Raw genomic sequence first — 22,784 nt, forward strand, 5'->3', positions numbered from 1 at the left:
GACTTCAACGCGGGGCAATAAAAAATAGACCACAATGGGCAAGGGTAAACATGCGAGTGCGAGAGGGTAGGCGAGCTCAAACATGTGCCACCTCTACTCGTTGTTTTTGCTTATGGTTTTTTATCCAGTCGTGCAGGGTTTGTGTTAGCGGCTGATCGGGTGTTTGCTCTGTTACTGGTGCGTATAGCGAGGCTTGCCATTGGCGTGCACCGTCGGTATTAAATAGTGGCTTTTGTGTTTTGCTGTTAAGCCATTGCAGCCAAGCTTCGCCACTGGCGCTTGCAATATGGTGTCGTTCTTGAGGGTAAGCAGCAAGAGCAACTTGTTTGCTTAGGTGCATTAAAAATTGGCCTTGCGTTAAAGCGTTATCGAAATGTTGATTTTTAAGTGTGCTTAGCGCGTGTCGACGGTAGCGGTTGCGCTGGCGTTGTTGTACAAACAATGTCGAAGCAATAGCAATCCCGCTAAGACCTAAAGCAATTAGTGACCACCAACCCCATGCGAGCGGCCACAAGCCTACAGCGGCAGGTTCGATAATGTCGACCATTTGGGCCTTTATTTGCGCCAGCATTTGCGGGTCGAGAGCACTACCTGATGGCTGAGGGGGTTGTGAGGTCGCGGTCGGCGTCATTGTTGGCCTCCGGTCGTTTGAATGTTGTGCTTGTATTTTGCGCAAGAACGCTTGCCCAGTACGTCCAGCAACCAATTCTCGAGGTCGCCGGTGACGGGGGCTTTAACGCCAGTCACCATCGCTTGCAGACAGGCTGTTTTAATGGTGTTTTGCTGTTGTTCAAAATAGGCACCGTAGCGTTGGTTGATCGCTTTACTGTTGATCGTGGTGCGGTTTTCGCCATCACTAATCGTAAACAATCCTTTGGCGGGCAATTGGCTTTCCATCGAGTCATAGACATGCATAAAAGTGACATCGGCATGGCGCGCTAAAGTACACAGCGGAGCATTGATGCCCTGGCTGTCATGGCCATCGGAAATTAGGTAGACCATCGAACCGGGCCGAATGATGCGCTTACCATCTTCGATGAATTGTGTGAGTGAGCGACCAGAGCTTTGCGCCGGGTTGGAAAGCTGTTTGTTGGCATCTACCAGCGCATGTATTAGTGCCAGTACCGCATTTTTGCCTCGCTTAGGCCGTAAGTCCCACTCACCATGGTCACTTAAAATCATTGCTCCAATGCGATCACCTGCAGCGCACGCCGTCCAAGCCATGGCAACGGCTATGCGGGCCGCGTACACACACTTGAATTGATGCTGGCTGCCAAAAAACATGGACGAGCGCATATCGACCATTAGGAAAATGGGGCGTTCACGCTCTTCTTCAAATAGTTTGGTGTAGGGTTTTTGCGCACGAGCGGTAACGCGCCAGTCGATGGTACGGATATCATCGCCTGGTTGGTAGGGGCGCACTTCAGCAAAGCTCATGCCGCGCCCTTTGTAACGGGTCCGTACGTTGCCGGCCATAATAGATTGGCTGGCGCGGGCTTGCCCTAAACTCAATTTTTGCCCGAGTGGACGCAGGGCAAAAAGGTCTTTGGCTTGGCAATAAATTGCGGCGTTGTTAAAGAGTGACTCACTCATCATTATTACGCAACTGGCACTAAATCAATTAATCGATCAATCACTGCGTCGGTTGTTATGCCGGCCGCTTCAGCTTCAAAACTCAATAAAATACGGTGGCGGAACACGTCGTGAATAACGCACTGAATATTGTCTGGGCTAACGTAGTCTTTACCTTCTAACCATGCGTGTGCTCGCGAACAGCGGTCCAAGCTTATGGTGGCGCGGGGGCTTACGCCAAACTCAATATGTTTGGCGAGTTCGGGGTCGTAAGCGCCAGGGTTGCGGGTGGCGCCTACTAGCTGGACTAAATACTCTTCGACATTTTCGGCCATATATAAACTAAGGGCTTCATCGCGTGCATCAAACAGTGTTTTTTGGCTAATGGTTTCGGGTTGAGGTACGGGGTCTTTGCGAGCTTCGCTGCGATTGAGCCGTAAAATCTCACGCTCGCTGGCAATATCTGGGTAGCCTACACGCACATGCATCAGGAATCGGTCTAGCTGTGCTTCTGGCAGCGGATAGGTACCTTCTTGTTCTATCGGGTTTTGCGTTGCCATCACCAAAAATAATTCGGGCAATTTATAGGTGGCTTTACCGACGCTGATCTGGCGCTCGGCCATGGCTTCTAGCAATGCCGACTGCACCTTTGCCGGGGCGCGGTTGATTTCATCAGCAAGAACCAAGTTATGAAATATAGGCCCCGGTTGAAAGGTGAACTCACCCGTTTCGGGGCGATAAATATCCGTGCCGGTTACATCCGAGGGTAGTAAGTCTGGCGTGAACTGTACGCGATGGAACTCGGCTTCAATGCCATTGGCTAAGCTATTGATCGCTTTTGTTTTGGCTAGACCGGGGGCGCCTTCAACCAATAGATGTCCATCGGCCAGTATCGCAATGAGTAGTCTATCGACCAACTGCGGTTGACCAACAATTTGGCTGTTTAACCAAGTTTTAAGGGCGTTAATGGCATTTTGGGTCTCTGACATGGTGCGAAAATCCTATGGTCAAAAAAAGTTTTGTCGAGCTGTTTGCATCACTAATAAAGCGCTTAACCTGAAGCCAATAGGCTTGCGGGATGACTAGACTCGCAATATTGGCGCGAGTTCCCTTACGTTAGCTATGCTTATATGAATGCAAACGCTCACGATTACAACGTATTGGATCTAATAGGTTGTGGTATCTGAGGGCGGTTAATGACAAATTCAATGCTCTTGGTGGGCGGAGGTTTACATGTCGACGGACAAACTCAATTCCTCTAACGACAATACTTTGCACGATAAAGCGCTAAAGATAATCTCAGATCATTATGATATTGGCGACAGTGCTGAAGCCTTAGGTGCATTTTTAAAAAAAGTGCGCCTGGCTTGGCCAGTAGAAGAAATGCATGATCGCAGTGCCGAAGATCATGGCCATTGCTTGTATGGCGTATGGCTTGCTTTTCAAAAGGCTTTGAAAACACAAGAATCGATAATGTCGTTGAAGATACCGAGTGTGGAGGAGGAGGGCTGGGCCTGTCATCGCACCGTGATGCATTTAGTTTGGCCTGATAGTCCATTTCTTGTTGATACCCTGCGTATGACGCTGAACGAGCTTGGCATTAGCCTGCATTTGTTGGCCAGTGCCGTTATTACCGATGAAAGTGGGGGTCGAGCCGTTGTGTATGCAGAGCTGGGCTTGTTAACTGATCAGGAAGGTAACGATTTTAAAGTAATGCTTTCGAGTGCTTTGTCTGAACTCGCGCGTGTTGTGGAAGATTACCCCAAATTGGTGAAAAGAACACAGGCACTTCAAGAGCAGTTAAATGCTGAGGGTAGTGCCGGTAGCCAAGAAGCCGCTGCATTACTCAAGTGGTTGGAATCTTCACATTTTACCTTTTTAGGTTATCGCGAGTTTAGCTATGCCTCCGGCAGTCTTGATAGCGTTAAAGAGAGGGCGCGAACGCGATTAGGTTTATGCCGAAATACAGAGGGTTCGGGTAGCTCTCCTGCGTGCGACACACCCGTACCTGCTTTTTGCTCGGGTGATATTTGTAAGGATGCCTTGATATTCACAAAGTCCCCACGTATTTCGAGAGTTCACCGTGCTGTTTATCCCGATTGTATTGTTATTAAGTTATTTAATGACGAAAAAGTACTCGTCGGTGAGGGGCACCTTGTTGGATTTTTCACTTATGCGGTAGGGCAGGCTACGCCGTCGACAATTCCTTGGATTCGCCAAAAGCTGAAAGTTGTCACTAAGGCCAGTGGACTGCCTAAAAACACCTATGGCTTCCGCACGCTGCGACGAGTTGTTGAAGGCTTTCCCCGCGATGAACTTTTCCAAGCCTCATCAGAAGAGCTCACGCATACGTTACTGGGCGTGTGCCGTATTAACGAGCGCAAGCATGTGCGTTTATTTTTGAGGGTTAACCCCTATGGCCGATTTGTCACAGCTTTGGTCTATGTGCCACGCGATGTCTATAGCACGCGCGTTAGAATTAAAATTGAGGAAATATTATCGAAGGCATTGGGCAGCGAGGCTGTTGAGTCGACAACATTTTTCTCGGAGTCGGTTCTTGCGCGTGCCTACTGTGTGTTCAAATTACCGGAGGGTACTCATATCAATGTGCAGAAAGATATTGATGTAGCTGCACTACAAAATGAAATTAGTACGATAGCCACAGGTTGGCTGGAGCGGTTAGAAACGGCTTTGATTGAAGCCAAAGGTGATAAATATGGTCTGCCATTGTGCCGTCGCTATAGTCCGCTGCTGTCTTTGGCCTACCAAGATGCTTACGATGCGCGTGCGGCCGTAGGGGATATTGATTTGTTTGAAAAAACATTTGCCTCTGGCGATATCGCCATGCATGTTTTCAAACCCCAAGGTAACGCTAAAAATCAACTTCGCTTTAAAGTAGTTAATAAAGGTGAGCCTTTAGCGCTGTCGGATGTTATCCCTATATTAGAAAATTTGGGTGTGCGCGTGTTAGGGGAAAATCCATATTGTATCCGAGCCAAAGATGAAGCCGATAACATTTGGCTACACGATTTTACGCTTCAACTATTACAGACGGATATCGAGCTCAATCAAAATTTCAAAACACGTTTCAGCGAAGCATTTTATGCCGCTTGGCACGAAAAAATTGACAATGATGCGTTCAATCGTTTAGTCCTCGGGGCTCAAATAGCGTGGCGAGATATTGTGGTATTGCGCGCCTATGCCGCCTATTTTAAACAAACATTATTTCCGTTAGATATGGATGTAATGTCCGGTGCATTACTGCGGCACGGCAATATCACACAACAGTTAATTCGATGGTTCTATTTGCGTTTTGATCCTGCTCAGCAATTGCAAAATGAAAATCAACAAAATGATATTAAAGCTAACGATTTGCGCTGTAATACTCTCGTTAAAGAGATTAGCGATTCACTCGATTCGGTAAGTAGTTTGGATGATGATCGTGTTTTTCAGCGATTTCTAGATGCCTTTAAAGCAACGTTGCGAACGAATTTTTTCCAAAATACTGGGCCGCGCGTTTGTGTGGATACTCTGGTATTAAAATTTTCCCCTGCCAAAATGGCTGAAGTTCCTGCACCTAAACCCAAATATGAAATTTTTGTTTATTCAACGCGGGTAGAGGGCGTGCATCTACGTACCAGCATGGTTGCGCGGGGAGGTTTGCGTTGGTCCGATAGATTGAACGATTATCGTACTGAAGTGCTGGGGCTAGTGAAAGCTCAAGCGGTAAAAAATGCCATTATTGTGCCTAGTGGTGCAAAGGGCGGCTTTGTTGCTAAAAACTTGCATCAGTTTACTGGTCGCTCGGCTATGCAAACAGAAGGCGTTGCATGCTACAAGTTATTTATTCGAGGACTTTTGTCTGTCACCGATAATCTTATTGATGGCAAGGCTGTCTGTCCTGAGGGCGTTGTTGCTATTGACGGCTCCGACCCTTATCTCGTAGTTGCTGCGGATAAAGGCACGGCCACATTCTCTGATACTGCCAATGAGATTTCCACGGAATACGGACACTGGTTAGGGGATGGTTTTGCGTCTGGCGGCAGCCAGGGTTACGATCACAAAGCGATGGGCATTACGGCAAAAGGCGCTTGGGTTTCTGTTCAGCGGCATTTCCGTGAAAAGAATATTGATATTCAAACGCAGGATATATCCGTCGTAGGTGTAGGCGATATGGCCGGTGATGTGTTTGGTAATGGTATGTTGTTATCGGAGCATATTCAGTTAGTTGCAGCCTTTAATCACATGCATATTTTTATTGATCCGAACCCTGATGCTGCCAGTAGTTTTAAAGAGCGCGAGCGCTTATTTAAAACCCCAGGTTGCTCGTGGGAGAATTACGATAAAACACTGCTTTCTGACGGAGGGGCTATTTTTTCTCGGCATGCGAAGTCTATTGTTTTGAATGACGCTATTCGAAAACGATTTTCCATTGATGAAAAATCATTAACGCCGAATCAATTTATGTGCGCGTTGCTTAAATCTGAAGTCGACCTTATTTGGAATGGCGGTATTGGTACTTATGTCAAAAGCATGAAAGAGAGCCATGCTGAAGTGGGTGATAAGGCCAATGATGCTCTGCGTGTGAACGGTAATGAATTACATTGTAAAGTGTTTGGTGAAGGCGGTAACCTAGGAATGACGCAGCTCGGGCGTATCGAGTTTTGCTTAAACGGAGGCGCTTGCAATACCGATTTTATTGACAATGCTGCTGGTGTCGATTGCTCTGACCATGAGGTGAATTTAAAAATACTGTTACAGCGCGTTATTGATAATGGCGAGCTAACTGAAAAGCAACGCAATCAATTGCTCAAAGATTACACCAGTGAGATATCCGAAATTGTCTTGAGTCATAACTTTGCTCAAACGGAATGTTTAAGTCTGGCTCAGCGCCAAGTTGATAAGCGTGCCGGTGAATACCGTAAATTTATTGGTTACTTAGAAAAACATGGAGGCCTTAATCGTGCGTTAGAATTTTTACCGGAAGATCATGCCTTGGGTGAGCGGTATGAGCGTGGTGAATCACTCACACGTCCCGAGTTGGCGGTATTGTTAAGTTATGCCAAGGTCATGCTTAAAGAGGGCTTAACTAAAACGCAACTAATTGACGACCCAACGTTACGTGATACTGCATTTATGGCTTTTCCTAAGTTGGCGGGGGAACGCTTTAGTGTTGAAGTTAAAGAGCATCGCTTGCTTAAAGAGGTTGTGAGTACTCAGCTTGCGAATGATTTTATCAATAACTTGGGGATTACGGCGGCATATCGATTCCTTTCTTCAGGTAATGTGAGTTTAGATGATGTTTTTACGGCGTATGTTGTGGCAAGGGAAGTTTTCGATTTACAAGCGTTTAATGAATACTTGCAAAGCTTGTGTAATCAAGTACCCGAGGAAATCCTGTATACCTTAAAATCCAAAATGATTCGCCGTGTACGCCGAGGCGTGCGTTGGTTTTTACGTAATAGTGATAAAAGCGGAACTACGCAAGAACAATTAGATAGATTAAAGCCGTTACTCGGTGAGATTGCGAGCTCCATTGAAGTTGCTTTGGTTGGAGAGCTAAAGGCTTCTTGGACACAAAGGTTTGACGATTATATAAAGCTTGGGGTTAACCATCACTGGTCAACAATTTTAGCCATGCCAGATAACTTGTTTGCAGGGCTGGGTGTTGCGAGTGTCCAGCAAAATACGGGGTATGAGTCGGCATTGTGTTCTCGTGTATTTTATGGTTTGCACAGTCATCTACGTATTCGAAGTATTGCAGGTGCGGTGTCTGAAATGGCCGTTCACTCACCGTGGCAGGCAATGTCTAGAGAAACGTTATTAGAAGATATAGAAATTCAGTTGCGCTCAATGACCGAGGCGCTGGTCCACAATATCGATAGTGAGAATAATATTATGCCGCAGCTGGAAGCTATGCTACCGGCGCTAGCCGTTGAAAAATGGTGGGCTTGGCTCTCTGATTTAGCACACGAGAAAGATCAAGAGGACATATCACTCTTTCATGTGAGTTTACGCCAGCTCGTAAATTTGTCTGAAGCGGTTACTGTCTTTGTTTTGAATGAACAAGGAGGGAGTGAGTCTTAGGCAGTTTGATCGTGTGGTTCAGGGGGATATCCCGGAACCCGCGTGAGTTGGCTTGATGTATGCAGGTATTATATCTGAGTGTCTACAGCGTCTAGTGTTTCCCATAAGTCTTTAGGCAGGTTAAGTTCATTTAATATGGGCGCTAATTTATTCCTGTGCGATTTTGGTGTGGTCGCATACATTTCGCTTGCAAGGTTAGCCTGGTATAGCAGGTGGCCATATGCACTCAGTTCAGATTTTTCGTTTAATCCAATTTGCTGTTTTAACGCAAGGCAAATATCTTCTGGTAAATCCCAATCACAAGCAATAATGTAACTTAAGTGAGCGGATATCTTTTTCATCGTCGGCGCAAATGCACTATGTCCTGGCGATTCGGCGGTTTCATTAAGTTTGAACTGTTTACACAGCTCGCTGAATAATGTGATTTTGCCAATATCGTGCACTAGCCCCATGAGATAAACTTTGTATCTATCCAGATTTCTACTTTTGCCAATGACCTCGCACGCAACGGCACAGTTGAGTGAGTGTACCCATAGGCGTTGCCCCGTTTGGCTAAAGTAGGGCGATTCCCGCTGAATAATGGGCTGCATGACGGCTGCCGATAAAACAGAGCGCAGCCCCTGTATTCCCAGTTTGACGACCGCGCGGTCAATTTCATCAATGTGCGCGCCTACCGGGTTGAAATAGACGCTGTTGGCCAGCTTGAGGACAGCAGCACTCATGACGGGGTCTTTGATGATAATGGCCACATAGTCCTTCGCGGAGCTTGTGGGGTCTCTTAGGCTTCGTAGTAACTTAGGGATTACCGAGGGCAGGCGCGGAATTGCATGCGCCCGCTGCTCTTTTTTCCTTAAAGTGCTAATGACAACTTCAATAACCAGCTTTTGTGGAATGTTGAGTTCGGCATCGTTACTGCCTTCAAATAGATACTGGTAATAAATCTGTTTACAGCGCGCAAGCGTGAACTCGCCGGCTTCAATCACTTCGTATTTAGTGAATAAAGCTTCAGTCTTACCTGTATTTTTATTGAGTAGCTTTCTAAATAAACTGCCAACAGACATGGGGCATGCTCAAATTTAGTGACAATAACGGACAGAAAATTAATTTTAAACATCGTTAAAGTAGTTTTCTGACAACTTAAGGACACCTCTAAAAAATAGTCATTTTTTCGTTATTACAATGATTTTCCGCCCGGATAACCCCGATTCACGTGAGGTCAATGAGGATTCAAAGACGGAGCTAACGCTGCTATCGCGAAAAAGTGCATTTTAGGGATGCTCTAAATACTAAGTTTAGCTCTCTTAAGCCATAAGGTCAGGATATTGATAAAAAACACGATGTTGAGCTGTGATGTGAGTAATGTTTTATCGGCTAAATCTTGATTTCGAAACTCTTTCTTCTTTGCCAAAGCGTTAAATACTTTGGTGATTATTCGCCGAAGCTATGCTTGCTCTTCAATCCATTGACCTTATTTATAGCGACTCCCTATATAGCTGTCATATCTAAAAACGGGCTTCCTTGCAGTCTTTTATGCTTAATCGGATAAACTATTAATGCCTCGCTCTAATGCGGCACAATAATGACGTTATCTTTTTTAATTTAGCCCAAATGCGCGCGAGTGTTTTTTTTGACGCCACTAATGGTGTGATTTTCACGCTATCTGCGTCCATCTTTAATTCTGGCCAGTTGTCTTTATAAGTTCGCCGAATGCTCGCGGCTCTTATATCTTTAATTTGTAATAACAAGGCGAGCTTCTCCGATGAAACATAATCCCCACCAGTATCGCAATAGCAAAGGATTTAGCATTGTTGAGCTATTGATTGTTATTGCGATTATGGGCTTGGCGTTAGTAAAGGGAATTCCTTTCACCATGGATTGGGTTAACAGTGCGCGGGTAACGGAAACTGAGTCGGCATTGGTTGAGGCAATTGGTTTTGCTAAAGCGAAGGCACTAAGAAACTCTCAAGGGGTGATTAGTGGAGGCGCAGTAACGGCTGTGTGTTATAGCAATGGCGGTCTTCGCGTTGTTGAGGCCGCTGATAGCTCATCCCCGGCGCAATGTGTCGGCGGTTCAACTCAAATTTGGACATTAACCCTAGCGGGTAATGTTGATGTGGTCATTCAAAATAACCAATTCGCCTGTTTGTGTATTGATGCCAAAGCGCAGTTTACGCAAAGCGGCGGCTGTAATGCGTGCTCAACGAATACTACGTTCGCTTTAACGTCTGGAGGTATCAGTGACTCGGTTGAAATTTATTAAAGCAGTATTGCCGGCCCGTATTGGCGGAGACTTTCTGATTGAGGCAATGATTGGCGTATTGCTTATGGGGATTGTGGGAGCCGGAGTCACTTTTGTGACCTCAAGGGTTTCAGTGAGTCAGCAAAATATGGCGATGCAAGAAATTGTTATCGGTGAGTTAAGGGGAATGTTATTGGCCAATGGTGCAGGGGAGAATATTTGCGAATTTCAACAAGCCGCTTGGTTATACATACCTAATAATGAAGTTTTGCGTGTTAACGTTTTTGGTTGTGGTGCAAATGCCGTTGCGAATGTGGGTGGAGTTGAAATCAGTAGTATTCAAACGCCTATTACGTTGTGGGTTGATTCCCCGAGTATGGGGACTATTCGGGTTGGCGGTGCTTTAATTGCGGAAGAGGGGTAAGTGTTATGCGGACCCTATTGAAGCGCCAAGTGGGCACAACATTAATTGGTTTGATGATAGGGCTGTTAGTTTCTGTCGTTGGAATTTTAGCGAGTTTAAGTCTATATAAAACCTTAGTTTCTGTTGCCACAGGAGCCAAGGTTGATGCAATGCATGATGGTCAATTAGCAACTACCTTATTGGCGATACAGTTACGGGTTCAAAATGCAGGGTTCGGTTTAGATTCCAACACGGTAAATATTAATATTACCTCTTTCGATAGTGATAAAAATCTATTTTGGCGATACAAAGTGGATGGCGTAACGACTTGCGAAGGCTTAAGGCGATATCCGCGAACAGTCAATGGGGCGCAAGGTTTTGCGCTTGATTATATGACGGCGACTGAAGACTCCTGTGCTGATGATGTTGCACTCAATAGCATGACTTGGATGTCGGTATCGACCCTTTCGGTATTCTCTAAGAATGTAACGGATATTGTTGATTTTTCTTTATCTCAGCAATCTTGCTCACCTTATGGCATGGATGATTCTGGTGATTATTTTGTATTAACGTTGTCCGGAAGAACTGCCGCTAATATCGAGGGCGTTATTACAAATGGTAACCCTCTTGAAAATACAGAGCTAAAACTTTGCCTTCCCAATATTCGCAGCGCATAAATAACCCTGAGGTATCGGCGTGAAAAATAGACAAACAATTAATAATCAAAGGGGTTTAGCAACGGTACTCATTGTATTACTTGTCGGTGTCTCGATGACGGCGATTGCGATGGGTTTGGCTCGCTCAGTCAAAAGTACGCAGCACAAACAGGTCGCGGTACATGCGGCAACCCATGCGCAGTCGGCGGCTTGGTCTGCTGTGCATATTTTTAAAGAATATTTAAAGGTGCTAGATTACGACGACGTTGCACAGATACCGGCCAATACGGTTATTCCTATATCTTTAGCTGGGGCACCGCAAATATTTTCTGCCGTGATTGTTGCCGTGGACAATACGTTAAAAGATAGCGATGGTATTCGTGTTACCGCAAACATTAAAGCTTACGATAGTGCGGCAAAAGCGAGTTCATCGATACAAGTGATTTACCGAGTGGTTAATGCTGTGTGCGACTTATGTCAGTTGCTTCAGGCGAATATTGATCTTTTTGACGATACTTCATTGGGTGGTGATATTGAGATAAAAGCACCGATAGGAACTCCAGCAACGGTTAATGTTGAAGGTGATGTTAGTGCACTTAATATTGCGTTAATTGGTGTGACTTATCTGAATGCGACTGGGGATGTCACGCTAGGGAGCGCGGTGCCTTTGGAGGAGGTTTTCACTAACGGTAATTTGTTGCTAGATGGCGCGGCTAATGTCAACAAAGCTTCGGCGCTGGGAACGGTTACATTAAAAAATGCGGGAACAGCTGAGCTTGTGTATGCCAATAGCGATTTATCCTTAGCTGGCGGCAGGGTTGGCGTCGCCAATACGCTAGGTTCTGCGGATTTAATCCAATGGGCATTCTATGGCTCAATCCTCGCGCAAGGGGATGTTGATGTTTCTGCTCCCGTAGACAAAGTCCAAACCCGGGGAGATGTTATTTTACGTGTGTGGGCCGATGCTAGAGATATTAAAACGGAGAAAACACTAACCTGCCCAGATACTAGCTGGAATTTACATGATTCACTGGTGGCTAAAGTGGCATTAATCAATTGTCCTGGGCTATCAGCCGAAGTGGTGGAGGGGGGGGAGGTTAATGTTCCCTTGATGGAGGAGTTGGAGCCCTTTACTCGCGTTAAGCCCCAGATTGACGTTTGGACGGTGAAGTCTGAAGCCAATTATGTCTTCGAATACATCAGTGGAAATATTCGTGTCACGGTCAAAAATATAAACACAATAGCTGACGGCACTTACTATGTTGGTTCTTATCCTCATGATGGCTTGCGTGATCACCGAGATTATTTGTGTGATGCGATTAATGGTGCTGGACAATGCACTTCGCCTACCGCTAGAACTAAAACGATATGCCAGGGGTATTCAACATCGAATAGTTGTTTTAGCTATGATCAGCCTTCGAAAACATGGACGATTGAGGGGAAAAATATAGTGCCAGGTGTTGTGTGGTTTGATGGTAATTTAAATTTATCAAATGGTGAGTACTACAATACTTTTGCTGCTACAGGAAATATCGTGACATCGGGTGCGATGAAAAATTATGCCCCCAATTTTATTGGCTACAACGCGACCTGTGCTCTGGCGTATCCACTTTCCCCTTCAACTGATTTTGCGAACCTTTATCCAGAGCAATTGTGCGATCAAGATTTAAGTGTTATGCGTTATTCTCCATTAACAAACATTGTACTGATGGCCGGCGGGAATGATCCATTTGCTGGAGGAGTATACAAGGGTGGCAATATTACGTTGGCTGCTGCTAATGAATTGTTCGGCACAGTGTTGGCAGGTAATAATCTTGTGACTGGTGGTGATACAATTGTGCATGGATATGTGTCTGCGGCCGCGAATGCAATTGGAGTTGGTGCAAATAACTTGGCGGGGAAAACAACGATTGACCTTGATAATTTGCCGGCCACATATCGGCCGGATGAGGTGCCAGACTTTGATGGTGGCTCATGCTCAAGCGCTTGTATGCCACCGTCAGAGGGAGCTGAGGTTTTGTGGACCCGGTACTTGTGATAACACCAAGGCGGCATTAATAAATGCCGCCTTGGCTTTTCGTGTCACTCCTTGTTTTTGTTGCCACCTACTTTTCGCTTTAATTCATCGATATCTAAAATAATGACATGCTTTTTATCGAGTGCGATTAGTCCGCTTTTGTGAAAGCGCCCCAAGACACGGCTTACGGTTTCAATCGTGAGGCCAAGATAGTTGCCGATGTCGGAGCGCGCCATGGGCAAATAAAATTCAACTGCGGATAACCCCCGTTGGCTGTTACGTTGTGAAATGCTTAAAAGTAAGAACGCCAGTTTTTCATCTGCACTATTTTTACTTAATAAGCCAATAAGTTCTTGGTCACTAGCAATTTCCTTCCCCATTATTTGGAAAAAACGACGTTGTAAGTTAGGGATTTTAACGCTCAAATCTTCTAATTGATGAAAAGGTATTTCGCAAACCGAGCTTGTTTCTAGTGCGATAGCCATATTGCTGTGAGTGCTTGTTGCGATACCGTCCATGCCTAATATTTCGCCAGGTAAATAAAAACCGGTGACTTGCTCTTCTCCATCGGTAGAGACAGTAACGGTTTTAAATGAACCGGAGCGTACAGCAAAAACAGACTTAAAAGCATCGCCAGCAAAATAGAGCTTGTCGGACTTGTGAAGGGGGCGGCCACGTTGAACAATGTCATCAAGTTGATTGATGTCATTGCGTAGAAGGCTAATAGGTAAGCAAAGATCCCCTAAACGACATTCTCCGCAGTTGACTGGTGAACCGGTATTGCAGTGTGCTTTCATCGCTATCTCTTATCTGAACTTGGAATCCATTTGCCACGCATTTTACAAGGCTTAGTAAGTAGACAAAAGGTGTGATTGAAAACTTTGCGCAATAACAGTCTAAATACCGTTTGGTTCGGGATGATTGCACCAAAGGTGTAGCCTATTAGGGGTAGCAGTAGGCTGTCGAAACAATCTCTTTTGGGCCAAATCAGTATCCCGAAAATGACTGTGTGGCCATTTTATGGGCCGCTCAAGCCATCTACGACTTTGTGCTCCTGCCAAAGTCTATCCCTACGCATCCATACTAGGGCCAGGGCTATCGCTCTATGATCGCAGCAAGTTCTAGTGTTTTATTGGCTTTATCGCCGACGTTGTGAAAATCGCCTATAAAACAAAGGGGCTAAACGAAAAGGGGCCGAATAACAGGAATTGAATACTTTTTGAACTCAATGCTTTGCAGCCCTTATGGAGAGCACCTTAACTAGTAATAACGGCAGGAAATACATAGAGCGATAGCCCTGATACTAGGGCTGGGTGCTATACAAGCGCTCCCGGCGCTTCAATGCCAAAAAAATAACCCCGCAGCCATATTTCAAGCTCATTTTCTGGCGATTTAGTCATGATGAAAAGCGAAAATTGAAATTTCGACAATAACAGCATCCAAATGCTAGAAATTACTCATCTTAGGTAAAGTCAATATTTCGACGGCCTAGGGTAGCGGTCTTGGATTAGAGGTTAATTTTTGTGGTTGCGTAAGATGTATCCATATCAATAAATACTGCTTTTTGGGATTCTTTCCCCTAGGTGCTCTTGAATTAGCGAGGGAGCCATTATTCGTTTCGGTGAGAATTCGCTCCCACAAGAAAATAAATTATTTTTTGTGACGCAGCTCAAGATAATGACTTTAAGTCAAGAATTTGTCACCCCAATCAACGCATCCATTGATTGGGGTGGAGGGCCGGGTTATTGTCATTAGTGAGCACGTAACGTGTTCACTAATGACACATTAAAGGACAATTTTATGAACTTCCGAACCCTCAAAGCTTGTGGCTTAAGTGCTGCGCTAATGTTGGCTGGATCAGCATCGTTTGCTGAAAGCCTAAACCAAGCTGCTCTCCTTCCTAGCGGTGATACCTTTCAATTTGGTTTCGCCTCTATCCCGAATATTCGGGTTAGTAATGCACCTGCTGATACTGACTATAATCGCAGTGCAATGCTCCATGATGGGTCTACTTATCGCTTATATTTCTTTAAAGAAGGTAGTCAGGATACCATCTATCAATTTGGCTTTAATGGCAGCACCTATCAATATGGGCATAATTCGATTGCGCAATTACGTATCACGAACAAGCCCGTAGATGCTAACCCGGAAGATTTTTCGATGCTACATGATGGTTCTGTATATCGTTTATATATGCTGAGTTATGACCAAACTACAGTCTATCAATTCGGTTGGAATGGCTCTACCTACCAGTATGGGCATCGGTCAATCCCTGCAATTCCTATTGCCGGCACACCTTCTGATGCTGATAAGTCTCGCTGGGCAATGCTTCATGATGGTCAAAACTATCGCTTATATTTTGCCAAGCAAGGTGTTTCAGATAAGATTTACCCGTTTGCATGGAATGGCAGTTCGTATGAGTTTGGTTTCGATTCGCCTAGCATTATCGATTTAGACTCAGTTCCGACAAATAGTAATACTGATACTATGAATATGTTACACGACGGGTCGCGCTCTCGATTCTATTACATGGCCCCATAAGACATTACTGATATTTAGTGTGTGCGACATAAGCTTTAGAGTCTAAGGGCTAGGTTTGAGGGGGCAATACTTCATCCGCTAATGCTATGTCGCCACTTACCATCGTTGCTCAATGAGTTACATGCCCCGGCATGCGACCCTTTAAGCGCCTCGATAAGAAAGTCGAACTATTCATCTAATTGGCCAAGCTATTATTGCCTTGTAGTGGTCAACCCTTATGCTCCTCTATTACTGTTTATTTTCTGCGTCAACCTAATTTGCCACTTCCGTGTGGCGGTGCAATGCCTAATAAGAGGCTTCTTTCTCGATGCGTTACTTGCTGATCGACTTCCGTGTAGGCCTTGGTATGCGCGCCTTCGAGCGCCTTATTGAGAAAGCAGGCGCCCTCGTCTAATTGGGCAAGCTATTATTGTCCTGCCCCATACTTGCTGTTGATGTGAATGCCTCCCCCTGCAGTCTAATTCACTGCAACCTCTATTTGACGGCTGTTGCGCGGGTGGGAGTTTAGTGGCGGCGAGTCGGGCGTTCGGGCATTTCATGTTGGCGCAGAGGCCTTCAGGGTTAAATGGCGCCAGTCATCATTGGTCGTTGCGGGAACATAATGTCGAGGAGTGGCTGCAGAGGCATGCGGAGCTTTGAGTGATGAGGATTGCATGTCGAATCAAGTGCTGCTGATTAAATAGTCTCCCCTCACTCATTGTGTGACATAGATTCCTTCCTTACTGGTATGCGTCCGCTTTGAGTTTAAAGTATGATGGTGTATTTGGTTGCCCTCAAATAATCTCAAGTCGTTACCGAGATATCGATCATCATCTTGGTATATGTTTCGGCTGTTTCGTTTTTTTTGGGGGAGAGTGTTATTTACTAGTCGCCTAGTCTTTGCAATTCATTGCTAAAGATATTAACGCCATATTATGGCTTGACTGGTTAATGGCTGCATTTTTTACACTGAGGCAAGCTGACTTAATATGGTATTTATCCGATCTAATATATTGGTTCTTTGTATGGTCTTCATTTCTGGTTTTTCAGTCATGAGCGTTGAGATGCTCGGAGGGAGGATATTAGCCCCATATTTTGGCGGAAGCGTCTATGTGTGGGGGAGTTTAATTTTTACATTTATGGTTGGGCTCTCTTTGGGTTATGGGGTTGGTGGGCGCTTGTCGATGCGCTTTTTTGGCATAAAAGTATTGGGGCTTTTGTTATGCATGTCTGCCGTGCAGGTGTTGATGATTGAGCTCTTTTCTGATGGGGTGCTCGTTTTCACTTTTAGTCAAACAAGTGATCCTCGCTCGGGTTCTTTGTTAGCGGCCTTGGCTCTCTACTTATTGCCGACCGCAACGTTAGGGGCATTGTCTCCCGTGGCGATTAGAACAATCTCTAGCGAGCTACATAAGGTAGGCAGTAGTGCAGGTAACCTTTATTTGGTTTCAACATTAGGTTCTGCCGTAGGTACTCTCATTACAGCTTTTTGGTTGGTTGCTTTATTTGAGGTGAAAACAATTATGTATGCCAATGCTGCAGCACTTATCTTGGCTGCCGGTTTGTGCTTATTGAAAAATAACAAAGGGGATGCGCAATGATTTCGAAAAGAACTTTAGCGACTTATGGATTTTGGGCCTTGTGGGGCTTGATTTTTATTATGGCAGTTTCAGTCGAGAAAGGGTTGGCTCAGTCAAAAATCTTAAAGGAGTATAAGTCTCTCTATAGAAACGTCACAGTTATCGAGACCGCACACACTCGTTGCGTTCGACTTAAAAATAAAAAAAATCCGTTTAATTCCCAGAGCTGTCTAAATTTATCTCGCCCCCATGAGTTACTTTTCTTTTACTCGCAGGCAATGATGGCTGCCTTGAGCACTCAGAACGATGGCATAAAAATTCTCAGCGTTGGGTTGGGTGGTGGAACCATGCCAAGGGTTATAGAAAGTTATTTTAAAAAGGCTGACATTACAACTGTGGAGATCGATTCCAAAATGTTCGAAGCTGCAGAGGAGTTTATGCAGTTTAAGACATCAGCAGCAAATAGGGTTGTCATACAGGATGCGCGCTATTTCATTCGTAAGCAGGGATATGCCAAGGTCCAGTATGATGTGGTTTTGCTTGATGCTTTTAATGGCGAATATATACCGGAGCACCTAACGACTAGAGAGTTTCTTGAAGAGGTAAAGAAAATTCTCAAACCTAATGGGTTACTACTTTCGAACACGTTTTCATTTCGAGACTTTTACAATTCAGAGTCCGTGACTTACGAGGCTGTATTCCCTGATTTTTGCGCTTTTAAGTCAGCGAGTGCACGCACTGTCGTTGCATTTAATGGCGCCAAATGCGACGCAAAGAAATTAAGTGCTGGAGTCGAGAAAAATTTCTCTACGCTTAGCCCTTACATTCAGAATGTGAAAAATATTCATCGCAGTATTACCGATCAAAAGGATTGGGATGGTAGCGCGAGAATTTTCACTGACGAATTTTCACCGGCTAATCTCTATAATGCTCACTAGGCTGGCGGCCAAGTAGGCGCCCAGCGTGCTCGCTGCCATATCCCTCTATGGTCTCAGCGTGTGGAGGCTATTGCGCCAGTGTTGGCGGGGAGCGCGTCTTTGCCTCTAAAGGTCAAGCGCTTCGCGTAAGGCCTTTAGCTTTTTTAAGCTATCAGCTTTATCAGGGGAGGGCTCAGGTTTGTGCGTTATTACGTGTTCTGGTTCTAGGGTGAGCTCTTCACCCGCGCGAACGCGCTCGCAGAAGTCTTGGTATTTTCGTTTGAAGATGGGGTAGGCAATATTCTCGGTGCTTGTTTGCAGAAAATACCAATCACAGGCTTTGCCCGTGTGATAAACCACGGGGTGGCTCCAGCGGTAGCGCGCCTTGGGTGATGGGGCGCGACAGGCTTCTATGTAGGCGCTGTGTACATCCGGTAGTTTCGCGGTATCGCTTTGAGCTTCACAATGGCGAATCATGGTGTGTAGCGTAGGCAAAAAATCACTGGTTTCAAGTATCGCTTTAGCGGCGCGCAAGAGTGTTGCAGGGTTGAAGCGGGAAAGTTCGCCAAACCACAGCTTTTTAATCTGTGTAAGTTCGGCTTCGGTACTAAAGGCTTTAAAGAATTGCGCGTGGTAATTCAGGCGAAAAAGTGCAAACACCTGGTTGATGGCATCGATAAACTGTTCGCGTGAAGGGGCTTCTTGTTTAGTCTGCCCAGCTTCGGTCGGTAACGAGTGCTTCAAGTGACATATCTCGTGTTGATGATTGGTTAGTCGCTGTTGCTTCAGCAGAATTTTGTGCCCAGCGGCGTTTCACGTACTGCAAAAAGCGTGTATTCCACGAGCTATGAGCTTGATTGCTGTCGCGCCAGTAAATGACAAATTCAGGAATCAGCTGATGAGCAAATTGTAAATCAATATTCGCCAGTCGCAAAACATCGTACACATCTCGCGATGGCTGCCAGCCGCCGGGAATGCGTTTTGGCGTGGTGTCGTGTTCTAGGGTAGAGCTAAAGCGTGCCCACTGGCGGTTAACGTGATCGCGAAACCGTCGATTCCAGTTATCACAGCTACCGCCTTGTTCTCGCCAATAAAGAACAAACTCAGGTACAGCGTCTTCAATAAATTCTCGGCGAATACTAGCGTGCCGTGTCAGTACATCCATTGCGTCTTCACTGGGGCGCCAGTCTTGGTGCATGAGCGTTGTTTGTGGGCGCTGGTGTTTTTGAGACTGAAAATCACGCCATTTATGGATGATATGGTTAAAAAATTTGGATTCCCATGAGCGTGCAGGCTCGTTGCGTTCTCGCCAGTAGGTGATGAACTCGCCGACTTGGTTTAGCGCAAAGGTGTCCGGGATGTTGTGCTGCGCAAGTTGATTTAGCGTGTCTCGCTCGGGCTGCCAATGAGGGGCGATGATATTGGGGCTCAAGGCTTGTGGTTGTGTATCTGTTGCGGCAACTTGTGTTAGGCCATGGGCTTGAGTGGTTGCGTTGTTATCGCTAAGTTTGAAGGCAAACTTCAGTATTTGGCTTTGATTAAAGGGCGCCGATGCAATAACAATGAGGTTGGCTTCGCGTAAATTTGTGCATAGGCGCTGTACATCTTTAGCTGCCCAGAATGGTGCGGCTATAGATAGCTGTGCTTGCGTTGCGGTAAACCAGGTAAAGCCTTGCTGAGCATTACCGACAAGCCGCAGCGATAATTGTTGTAGCACAGTCACCATCAGAGCCTCTTCTACGCCCAGCTTTACCGCCAGTGATGGCGAAAGTGTTAGGGGTATCTCCGGGAGTGTTTGCACCCCTGTGCCGTGAGAGTTTTGAGTCGTTTGTGAGTGGTTGTTCATAAGTAAGGGGGCTTGGCTAAAGCATTTAATATTTGGTCGGTTTTTGGGGCCTATTGACCCGCTGTAACTCTACAGTGTGGACGATCAGCTTGAAATGGATGCAATTGTACCAGCCTAAAGACATTCTCGCTGCGCCGCAGGTCGAAATCTGATTCACTCAAATCATTGACATTTTTTCGAAATGTTAGAATTTTGTTGGAAAAGGCTTGTCGGGCGCCTGAGGCCCTTCTGGGGGTTTTTAAGTGTGCCCCCGCCTTGCTTGTGTTAGTATGCGCCCCCTTAAAACGCATTCTAAACGCGATTGCGCGTAACGTGCGTTTAATTAGGCAGCAATACAATAACGAGCCAAACCAATACTAAGGAATATGCCATCTTATGGTTGATATCGCTAAAGAAGTTGTACCCGTCAATATTGAGACTGAATTAAAGCAGTCTTATCTCGATTACGCGATGAGTGTCATTGTTGGGCGTGCGCTACCGGATGTTCGTGATGGCTTAAAGCCTGTTCACCGTCGCGTATTGTTTGCGATGAATGAGCTTAATTTAGACTGGAATAAACCTTATAAAAAATCGGCACGTGTTGTTGGTGATGTGATTGGTAAATATCACCCGCATGGTGATTCTGCCGTCTATGAGACTATTGTTCGAATGGCTCAGCCATTCTCGCTTCGTTATATGTTGGTTGACGGGCAAGGTAACTTTGGTTCTATCGATGGCGATAGTGCTGCTGCGATGCGATATACCGAAATCCGCATGCGTAAAATTGCCCACGATCTATTGGCGGACTTAGACAAAGAGACCGTTAATTTTGTGCCGAACTATGACGGCCAAGAAATGATTCCCGAAGTGATGCCGACCCGAGTCCCGAACTTGTTGGTCAACGGTTCGAGTGGTATTGCAGTCGGTATGGCGACGAATATTCCTCCGCATAACCTCAGTGAAGTGGTTAAAGCGTGTTTGGCGTTAATCGACAACCCTGATTTATCCATTGATGATCTAATGGAATATATCCCCGGGCCAGACTTCCCAACGGGCGGCATTATTAATGGCCGTGCCGGTATATTAGCGGCATACCGCACAGGTCGAGGTCGAATTTATGTACGCGCTAAAGCCAGAGTTGAGGTTAACGAAAAGACTAAACGCGAGACTATCATTGTCTCCGAAGTGCCTTACCAGACGAATAAGGCTCGGTTAATCGAAAAAATTGCAGAGTTAGTTAAAGATAAAAAGCTTGAGGGCATTTCTGAAATTCGCGACGAGTCTACCAAAGATGTGCGCTTAGTTATCGAAATTAAACGCGGAGACATGGGCGATGTTGTGCTTAACAACCTCTACGCGCAAACCCAAATGGAAAGCGTATTTGGTATCAATACCGTTGCCTTGGTCGATAACCAGCCCAGGCTGTTAAATCTGCTGGAATTACTGCAGTACTTTATTAAGCATCGCCGTGAAGTGGTCACACGCCGTACTATTTACTTGCTGCGTAAAGCCCGCGAGCGCGGTCATGTGCTGGAAGGCTTGGCTGTTGCGATTGCTAACATTGATGAAATTATTACCACCATCAAAAACTCGGCAACCCCGCAAGATGCAAAAGATGCCTTGTTAAGTAAGGGCTGGCCGATTGGAACGGTAAGCCAATTCCTTGAGCGTGCCGGCGCAGATGCGTGCAGACCCGATGGGTTAGAAGTTAATTTTGGCTTGCATGATGGTGTTTACCATCTATCGCCTGCGCAGGTTCAAGCGATTCTAGAATTACGCTTGCACCGTTTAACCGGGATGGAGCATGACAAGCTCCTGGTTGAATACAAAGAGAAGCTTGAGCAAATTTCTGAGTACTTAGAAATTCTTGGCAACCCTTCACGCTTGATGGAAGTGATTCGTGAAGAGCTTGAAGTCATTGAGCAGTCTTATGGCGATCCGCGTCGTACTGAGATTCAAGCGTCACGCTCAGATTTAACAAACGAAGATTTAATTAACGAAGAAGATCGCGTGGTCACCATTTCGCATGGTGGTTATGCGAAGAGTCAGCCGTTGGACGCATATCAAGCCCAGCGCCGTGGCGGTATGGGTAAAAGTGCAACGTCGGTTAAAGACGAAGATTTTGTTGAGCACTTATTAATTGCCAATACGCATGACTATATCTTGTGCTTTACCAACCGCGGTAAAGTTTATTGGATGAAGACATTTCATATTCCCATTGCCGGCCGAACCAGCCGCGGACGTCCAGTGGTTAATTTACTGCCCTTGGAAGCCGAAGAGCGCATTACATCGATCTTGCCGGTTAAAGAGTTTGATGACGAGCACTTTATTTTCATGGCAACCGCGAACGGAACAGTTAAGAAAACTGTACTTTCACAGTTTGCACGCCCACGTACTAGCGGCTTAATTGCGCTTGATCTTGTTGAAGGCGATAGTTTGGTGGGTACGGCCATTACCGATGGCAGCTGCGATGTTCTTTTGATGGCTTCAAACGGCAAGGCTACGCGCTTTAAAGAAACCGATGTTAGAGCAATGGGCCGTACCTCGCGTGGTGTTCGCGGTATGCGCTTTGACGATACTCAACGTTTGATCTCGATGATTATCCCGCAAGAAGGCGGCAAAGTACTGACTATTAGTGAAAACGGCTACGGTAAGCGTACTGAGCAAGTCGACTTCCCAACTAAAGGGCGTGGTGGTCAAGGCGTTATTGCGATGGCGACATCTGAGCGTAATGGCTTGTTGTGCGGCGCGGTGCAGGTTTTTGAAGGCGATGAGATTATGATTATCTCTGATCAGGGAACTCTGGTTCGTACCCGTGCTGACGAGGTTTCTATTCTAAGTCGAAATACTCAGGGCGTACGCTTGATTAAGACTAAAACGGGCGAGCACATCGTGAGCTTGGGTCGTATCGAAGAGCAGGATGACGTCGAAGCCCCGGAAGAAGCTGAAGGGGAGTAGCCTGTGACTG

Annotated in this window: 16 protein-coding genes; 9 read left to right on the forward strand and 7 right to left on the reverse strand. The window is 45.8% G+C overall.

Annotated elements, in window-relative coordinates; translation table 11 throughout:
• Positions 1–76 precede the first annotated feature (76 nt).
• Genes AC3A8L_RS00665 through AC3A8L_RS00675 form a run of 3 tightly spaced genes read right to left on the reverse strand, consistent with a single transcriptional unit; the run spans position 77 to position 2,561 of the window.
• Positions 77–631, reverse strand: a complete 555-nt coding sequence (locus AC3A8L_RS00665; protein ID WP_487960281.1) for a DUF4381 domain-containing protein — start codon at positions 629–631, stop codon at positions 77–79.
• Positions 628–1,596 (reverse strand): DUF58 domain-containing protein, encoded by a 969-nt coding sequence (locus AC3A8L_RS00670; RefSeq protein ID WP_487960282.1) that lies wholly within the window; start codon positions 1,594–1,596, stop codon positions 628–630. Before AC3A8L_RS00670 ends, AC3A8L_RS00665 begins: the two co-directional genes overlap by 4 nt.
• A 2-nt stretch (positions 1,597–1,598) precedes the next feature.
• Entirely contained in the window at positions 1,599–2,561 is a 963-nt protein-coding gene (locus AC3A8L_RS00675; RefSeq protein ID WP_487960283.1) for an AAA family ATPase, read from the reverse strand.
• Positions 2,562–2,805: 244 nt separating this feature from the next.
• Here AC3A8L_RS00675 and AC3A8L_RS00680 point away from each other — a divergent pair, with 244 nt between their 5' ends.
• Positions 2,806–7,659: an NAD-glutamate dehydrogenase gene (locus AC3A8L_RS00680; protein WP_487960284.1), complete on the forward strand. Its 4,854-nt coding sequence runs from the start codon at positions 2,806–2,808 to the stop codon at positions 7,657–7,659.
• A 68-nt stretch (positions 7,660–7,727) separates the two neighbouring features.
• Here AC3A8L_RS00680 and AC3A8L_RS00685 read toward each other — a convergent pair whose 3' ends face one another.
• Positions 7,728–8,720: an HDOD domain-containing protein gene (locus AC3A8L_RS00685; RefSeq protein WP_487960285.1), complete on the reverse strand. Its 993-nt coding sequence runs from the start codon at positions 8,718–8,720 to the stop codon at positions 7,728–7,730.
• A gap of 698 nt (positions 8,721–9,418) precedes the next feature.
• Here AC3A8L_RS00685 and AC3A8L_RS00690 point away from each other — a divergent pair.
• From AC3A8L_RS00690 to AC3A8L_RS00705, 4 genes are read left to right on the forward strand one after another with little or no spacing between them, the layout of a single operon-like run.
• A complete protein-coding gene (locus AC3A8L_RS00690) occupies positions 9,419–9,919 on the forward strand; it encodes a pilus assembly FimT family protein (protein ID WP_487960286.1) in 501 nt (166 codons plus the stop codon).
• The gene (locus tag AC3A8L_RS00695; protein ID WP_487960287.1) at positions 9,897–10,322 is read left to right on the forward strand and encodes a hypothetical protein; all 426 of its coding nucleotides are present in this window, start codon (positions 9,897–9,899) and stop codon (positions 10,320–10,322) included. The genes AC3A8L_RS00690 and AC3A8L_RS00695 overlap by 23 nt, the downstream gene beginning before the upstream one ends.
• Before the next feature lie 5 nt (positions 10,323–10,327).
• The gene (locus AC3A8L_RS00700; RefSeq protein WP_487960288.1) at positions 10,328–10,978 is read left to right on the forward strand and encodes a PilW family protein; all 651 of its coding nucleotides are present in this window, start codon (positions 10,328–10,330) and stop codon (positions 10,976–10,978) included.
• A gap of 19 nt (positions 10,979–10,997) precedes the next feature.
• The gene (locus AC3A8L_RS00705) at positions 10,998–12,995 is read left to right on the forward strand and encodes a hypothetical protein (RefSeq protein WP_487960289.1); all 1,998 of its coding nucleotides are present in this window, start codon (positions 10,998–11,000) and stop codon (positions 12,993–12,995) included.
• Positions 12,996–13,039: 44 nt separating this feature from the next.
• Here the strand turns inward: AC3A8L_RS00705 and fnr are convergent, their stop codons facing one another.
• Entirely contained in the window at positions 13,040–13,771 is a 732-nt protein-coding gene (fnr, locus tag AC3A8L_RS00710) for a fumarate/nitrate reduction transcriptional regulator Fnr (protein ID WP_487960290.1), read from the reverse strand.
• A 1,003-nt stretch (positions 13,772–14,774) separates the two neighbouring features.
• Between fnr and AC3A8L_RS00715 the strand changes: the two genes are divergently transcribed.
• From AC3A8L_RS00715 to AC3A8L_RS00725, 3 genes are all read left to right on the forward strand, one after another.
• The gene (locus AC3A8L_RS00715) at positions 14,775–15,515 is read left to right on the forward strand and encodes a hypothetical protein (protein WP_487960291.1); all 741 of its coding nucleotides are present in this window, start codon (positions 14,775–14,777) and stop codon (positions 15,513–15,515) included.
• A 1,004-nt stretch (positions 15,516–16,519) separates the two neighbouring features.
• Positions 16,520–17,095, forward strand: coding sequence for a fused MFS/spermidine synthase (locus AC3A8L_RS00720; protein ID WP_487960292.1), 576 nt, complete (start codon positions 16,520–16,522; stop codon positions 17,093–17,095).
• A complete protein-coding gene (locus tag AC3A8L_RS00725) occupies positions 17,092–18,012 on the forward strand; it encodes a spermidine synthase (RefSeq protein ID WP_487960293.1) in 921 nt (306 codons plus the stop codon). The genes AC3A8L_RS00720 and AC3A8L_RS00725 overlap by 4 nt, the downstream gene beginning before the upstream one ends.
• 105 nt (positions 18,013–18,117) lie before the next feature.
• On the opposite strand, the gene AC3A8L_RS00730 is transcribed toward AC3A8L_RS00725, so the two are convergent.
• Both AC3A8L_RS00730 and AC3A8L_RS00735 read right to left on the reverse strand, forming a co-directional pair.
• On the reverse strand, positions 18,118–18,735 hold the full coding sequence (locus AC3A8L_RS00730; RefSeq protein ID WP_487960294.1) for a replication protein P: 618 nt from the start codon (positions 18,733–18,735) through the stop codon (positions 18,118–18,120).
• Entirely contained in the window at positions 18,698–19,837 is a 1,140-nt protein-coding gene (locus tag AC3A8L_RS00735) for a DnaT-like ssDNA-binding domain-containing protein (RefSeq protein WP_487960295.1), read from the reverse strand. Before AC3A8L_RS00735 ends, AC3A8L_RS00730 begins: the two co-directional genes overlap by 38 nt.
• 375 nt (positions 19,838–20,212) lie before the next feature.
• On the opposite strand from AC3A8L_RS00735, the gene gyrA reads away from it, so the two are divergent.
• A complete protein-coding gene (gene gyrA / locus AC3A8L_RS00740) occupies positions 20,213–22,774 on the forward strand; it encodes a DNA gyrase subunit A (RefSeq protein ID WP_487960296.1) in 2,562 nt (853 codons plus the stop codon).
• Positions 22,775–22,784 lie beyond the last annotated feature (10 nt).

The organism is Marinagarivorans sp., from assembly GCF_982758155.1.

What these genes read in the sequence shown, in the direction of transcription:
- AC3A8L_RS00665 (WP_487960281.1), bottom strand. Translation starts at nt 631, where the DNA reads ATGACGCCGACCGCGACCTCACAACCCCCTCAGCCATCAGGTAGTGCT.
- AC3A8L_RS00670 (WP_487960282.1), bottom strand. Translation starts at nt 1,596, where the DNA reads ATGATGAGTGAGTCACTCTTTAACAACGCCGCAATTTATTGCCAAGCC.
- AC3A8L_RS00675 (WP_487960283.1), bottom strand. Translation starts at nt 2,561, where the DNA reads ATGTCAGAGACCCAAAATGCCATTAACGCCCTTAAAACTTGGTTAAAC.
- AC3A8L_RS00680 (WP_487960284.1), top strand. Translation starts at nt 2,806, where the DNA reads ATGTCGACGGACAAACTCAATTCCTCTAACGACAATACTTTGCACGAT.
- AC3A8L_RS00685 (WP_487960285.1), bottom strand. Translation starts at nt 8,720, where the DNA reads ATGTCTGTTGGCAGTTTATTTAGAAAGCTACTCAATAAAAATACAGGT.
- AC3A8L_RS00690 (WP_487960286.1), top strand. Translation starts at nt 9,419, where the DNA reads ATGAAACATAATCCCCACCAGTATCGCAATAGCAAAGGATTTAGCATT.
- AC3A8L_RS00700 (WP_487960288.1), top strand. Translation starts at nt 10,328, where the DNA reads ATGCGGACCCTATTGAAGCGCCAAGTGGGCACAACATTAATTGGTTTG.
- fnr (WP_487960290.1), bottom strand. Translation starts at nt 13,771, where the DNA reads ATGAAAGCACACTGCAATACCGGTTCACCAGTCAACTGCGGAGAATGT.
- AC3A8L_RS00715 (WP_487960291.1), top strand. Translation starts at nt 14,775, where the DNA reads ATGAACTTCCGAACCCTCAAAGCTTGTGGCTTAAGTGCTGCGCTAATG.
- AC3A8L_RS00720 (WP_487960292.1), top strand. Translation starts at nt 16,520, where the DNA reads ATGGTCTTCATTTCTGGTTTTTCAGTCATGAGCGTTGAGATGCTCGGA.
- AC3A8L_RS00725 (WP_487960293.1), top strand. Translation starts at nt 17,092, where the DNA reads ATGATTTCGAAAAGAACTTTAGCGACTTATGGATTTTGGGCCTTGTGG.
- AC3A8L_RS00735 (WP_487960295.1), bottom strand. Translation starts at nt 19,837, where the DNA reads ATGAACAACCACTCACAAACGACTCAAAACTCTCACGGCACAGGGGTG.
- gyrA (WP_487960296.1), top strand. Translation starts at nt 20,213, where the DNA reads ATGGTTGATATCGCTAAAGAAGTTGTACCCGTCAATATTGAGACTGAA.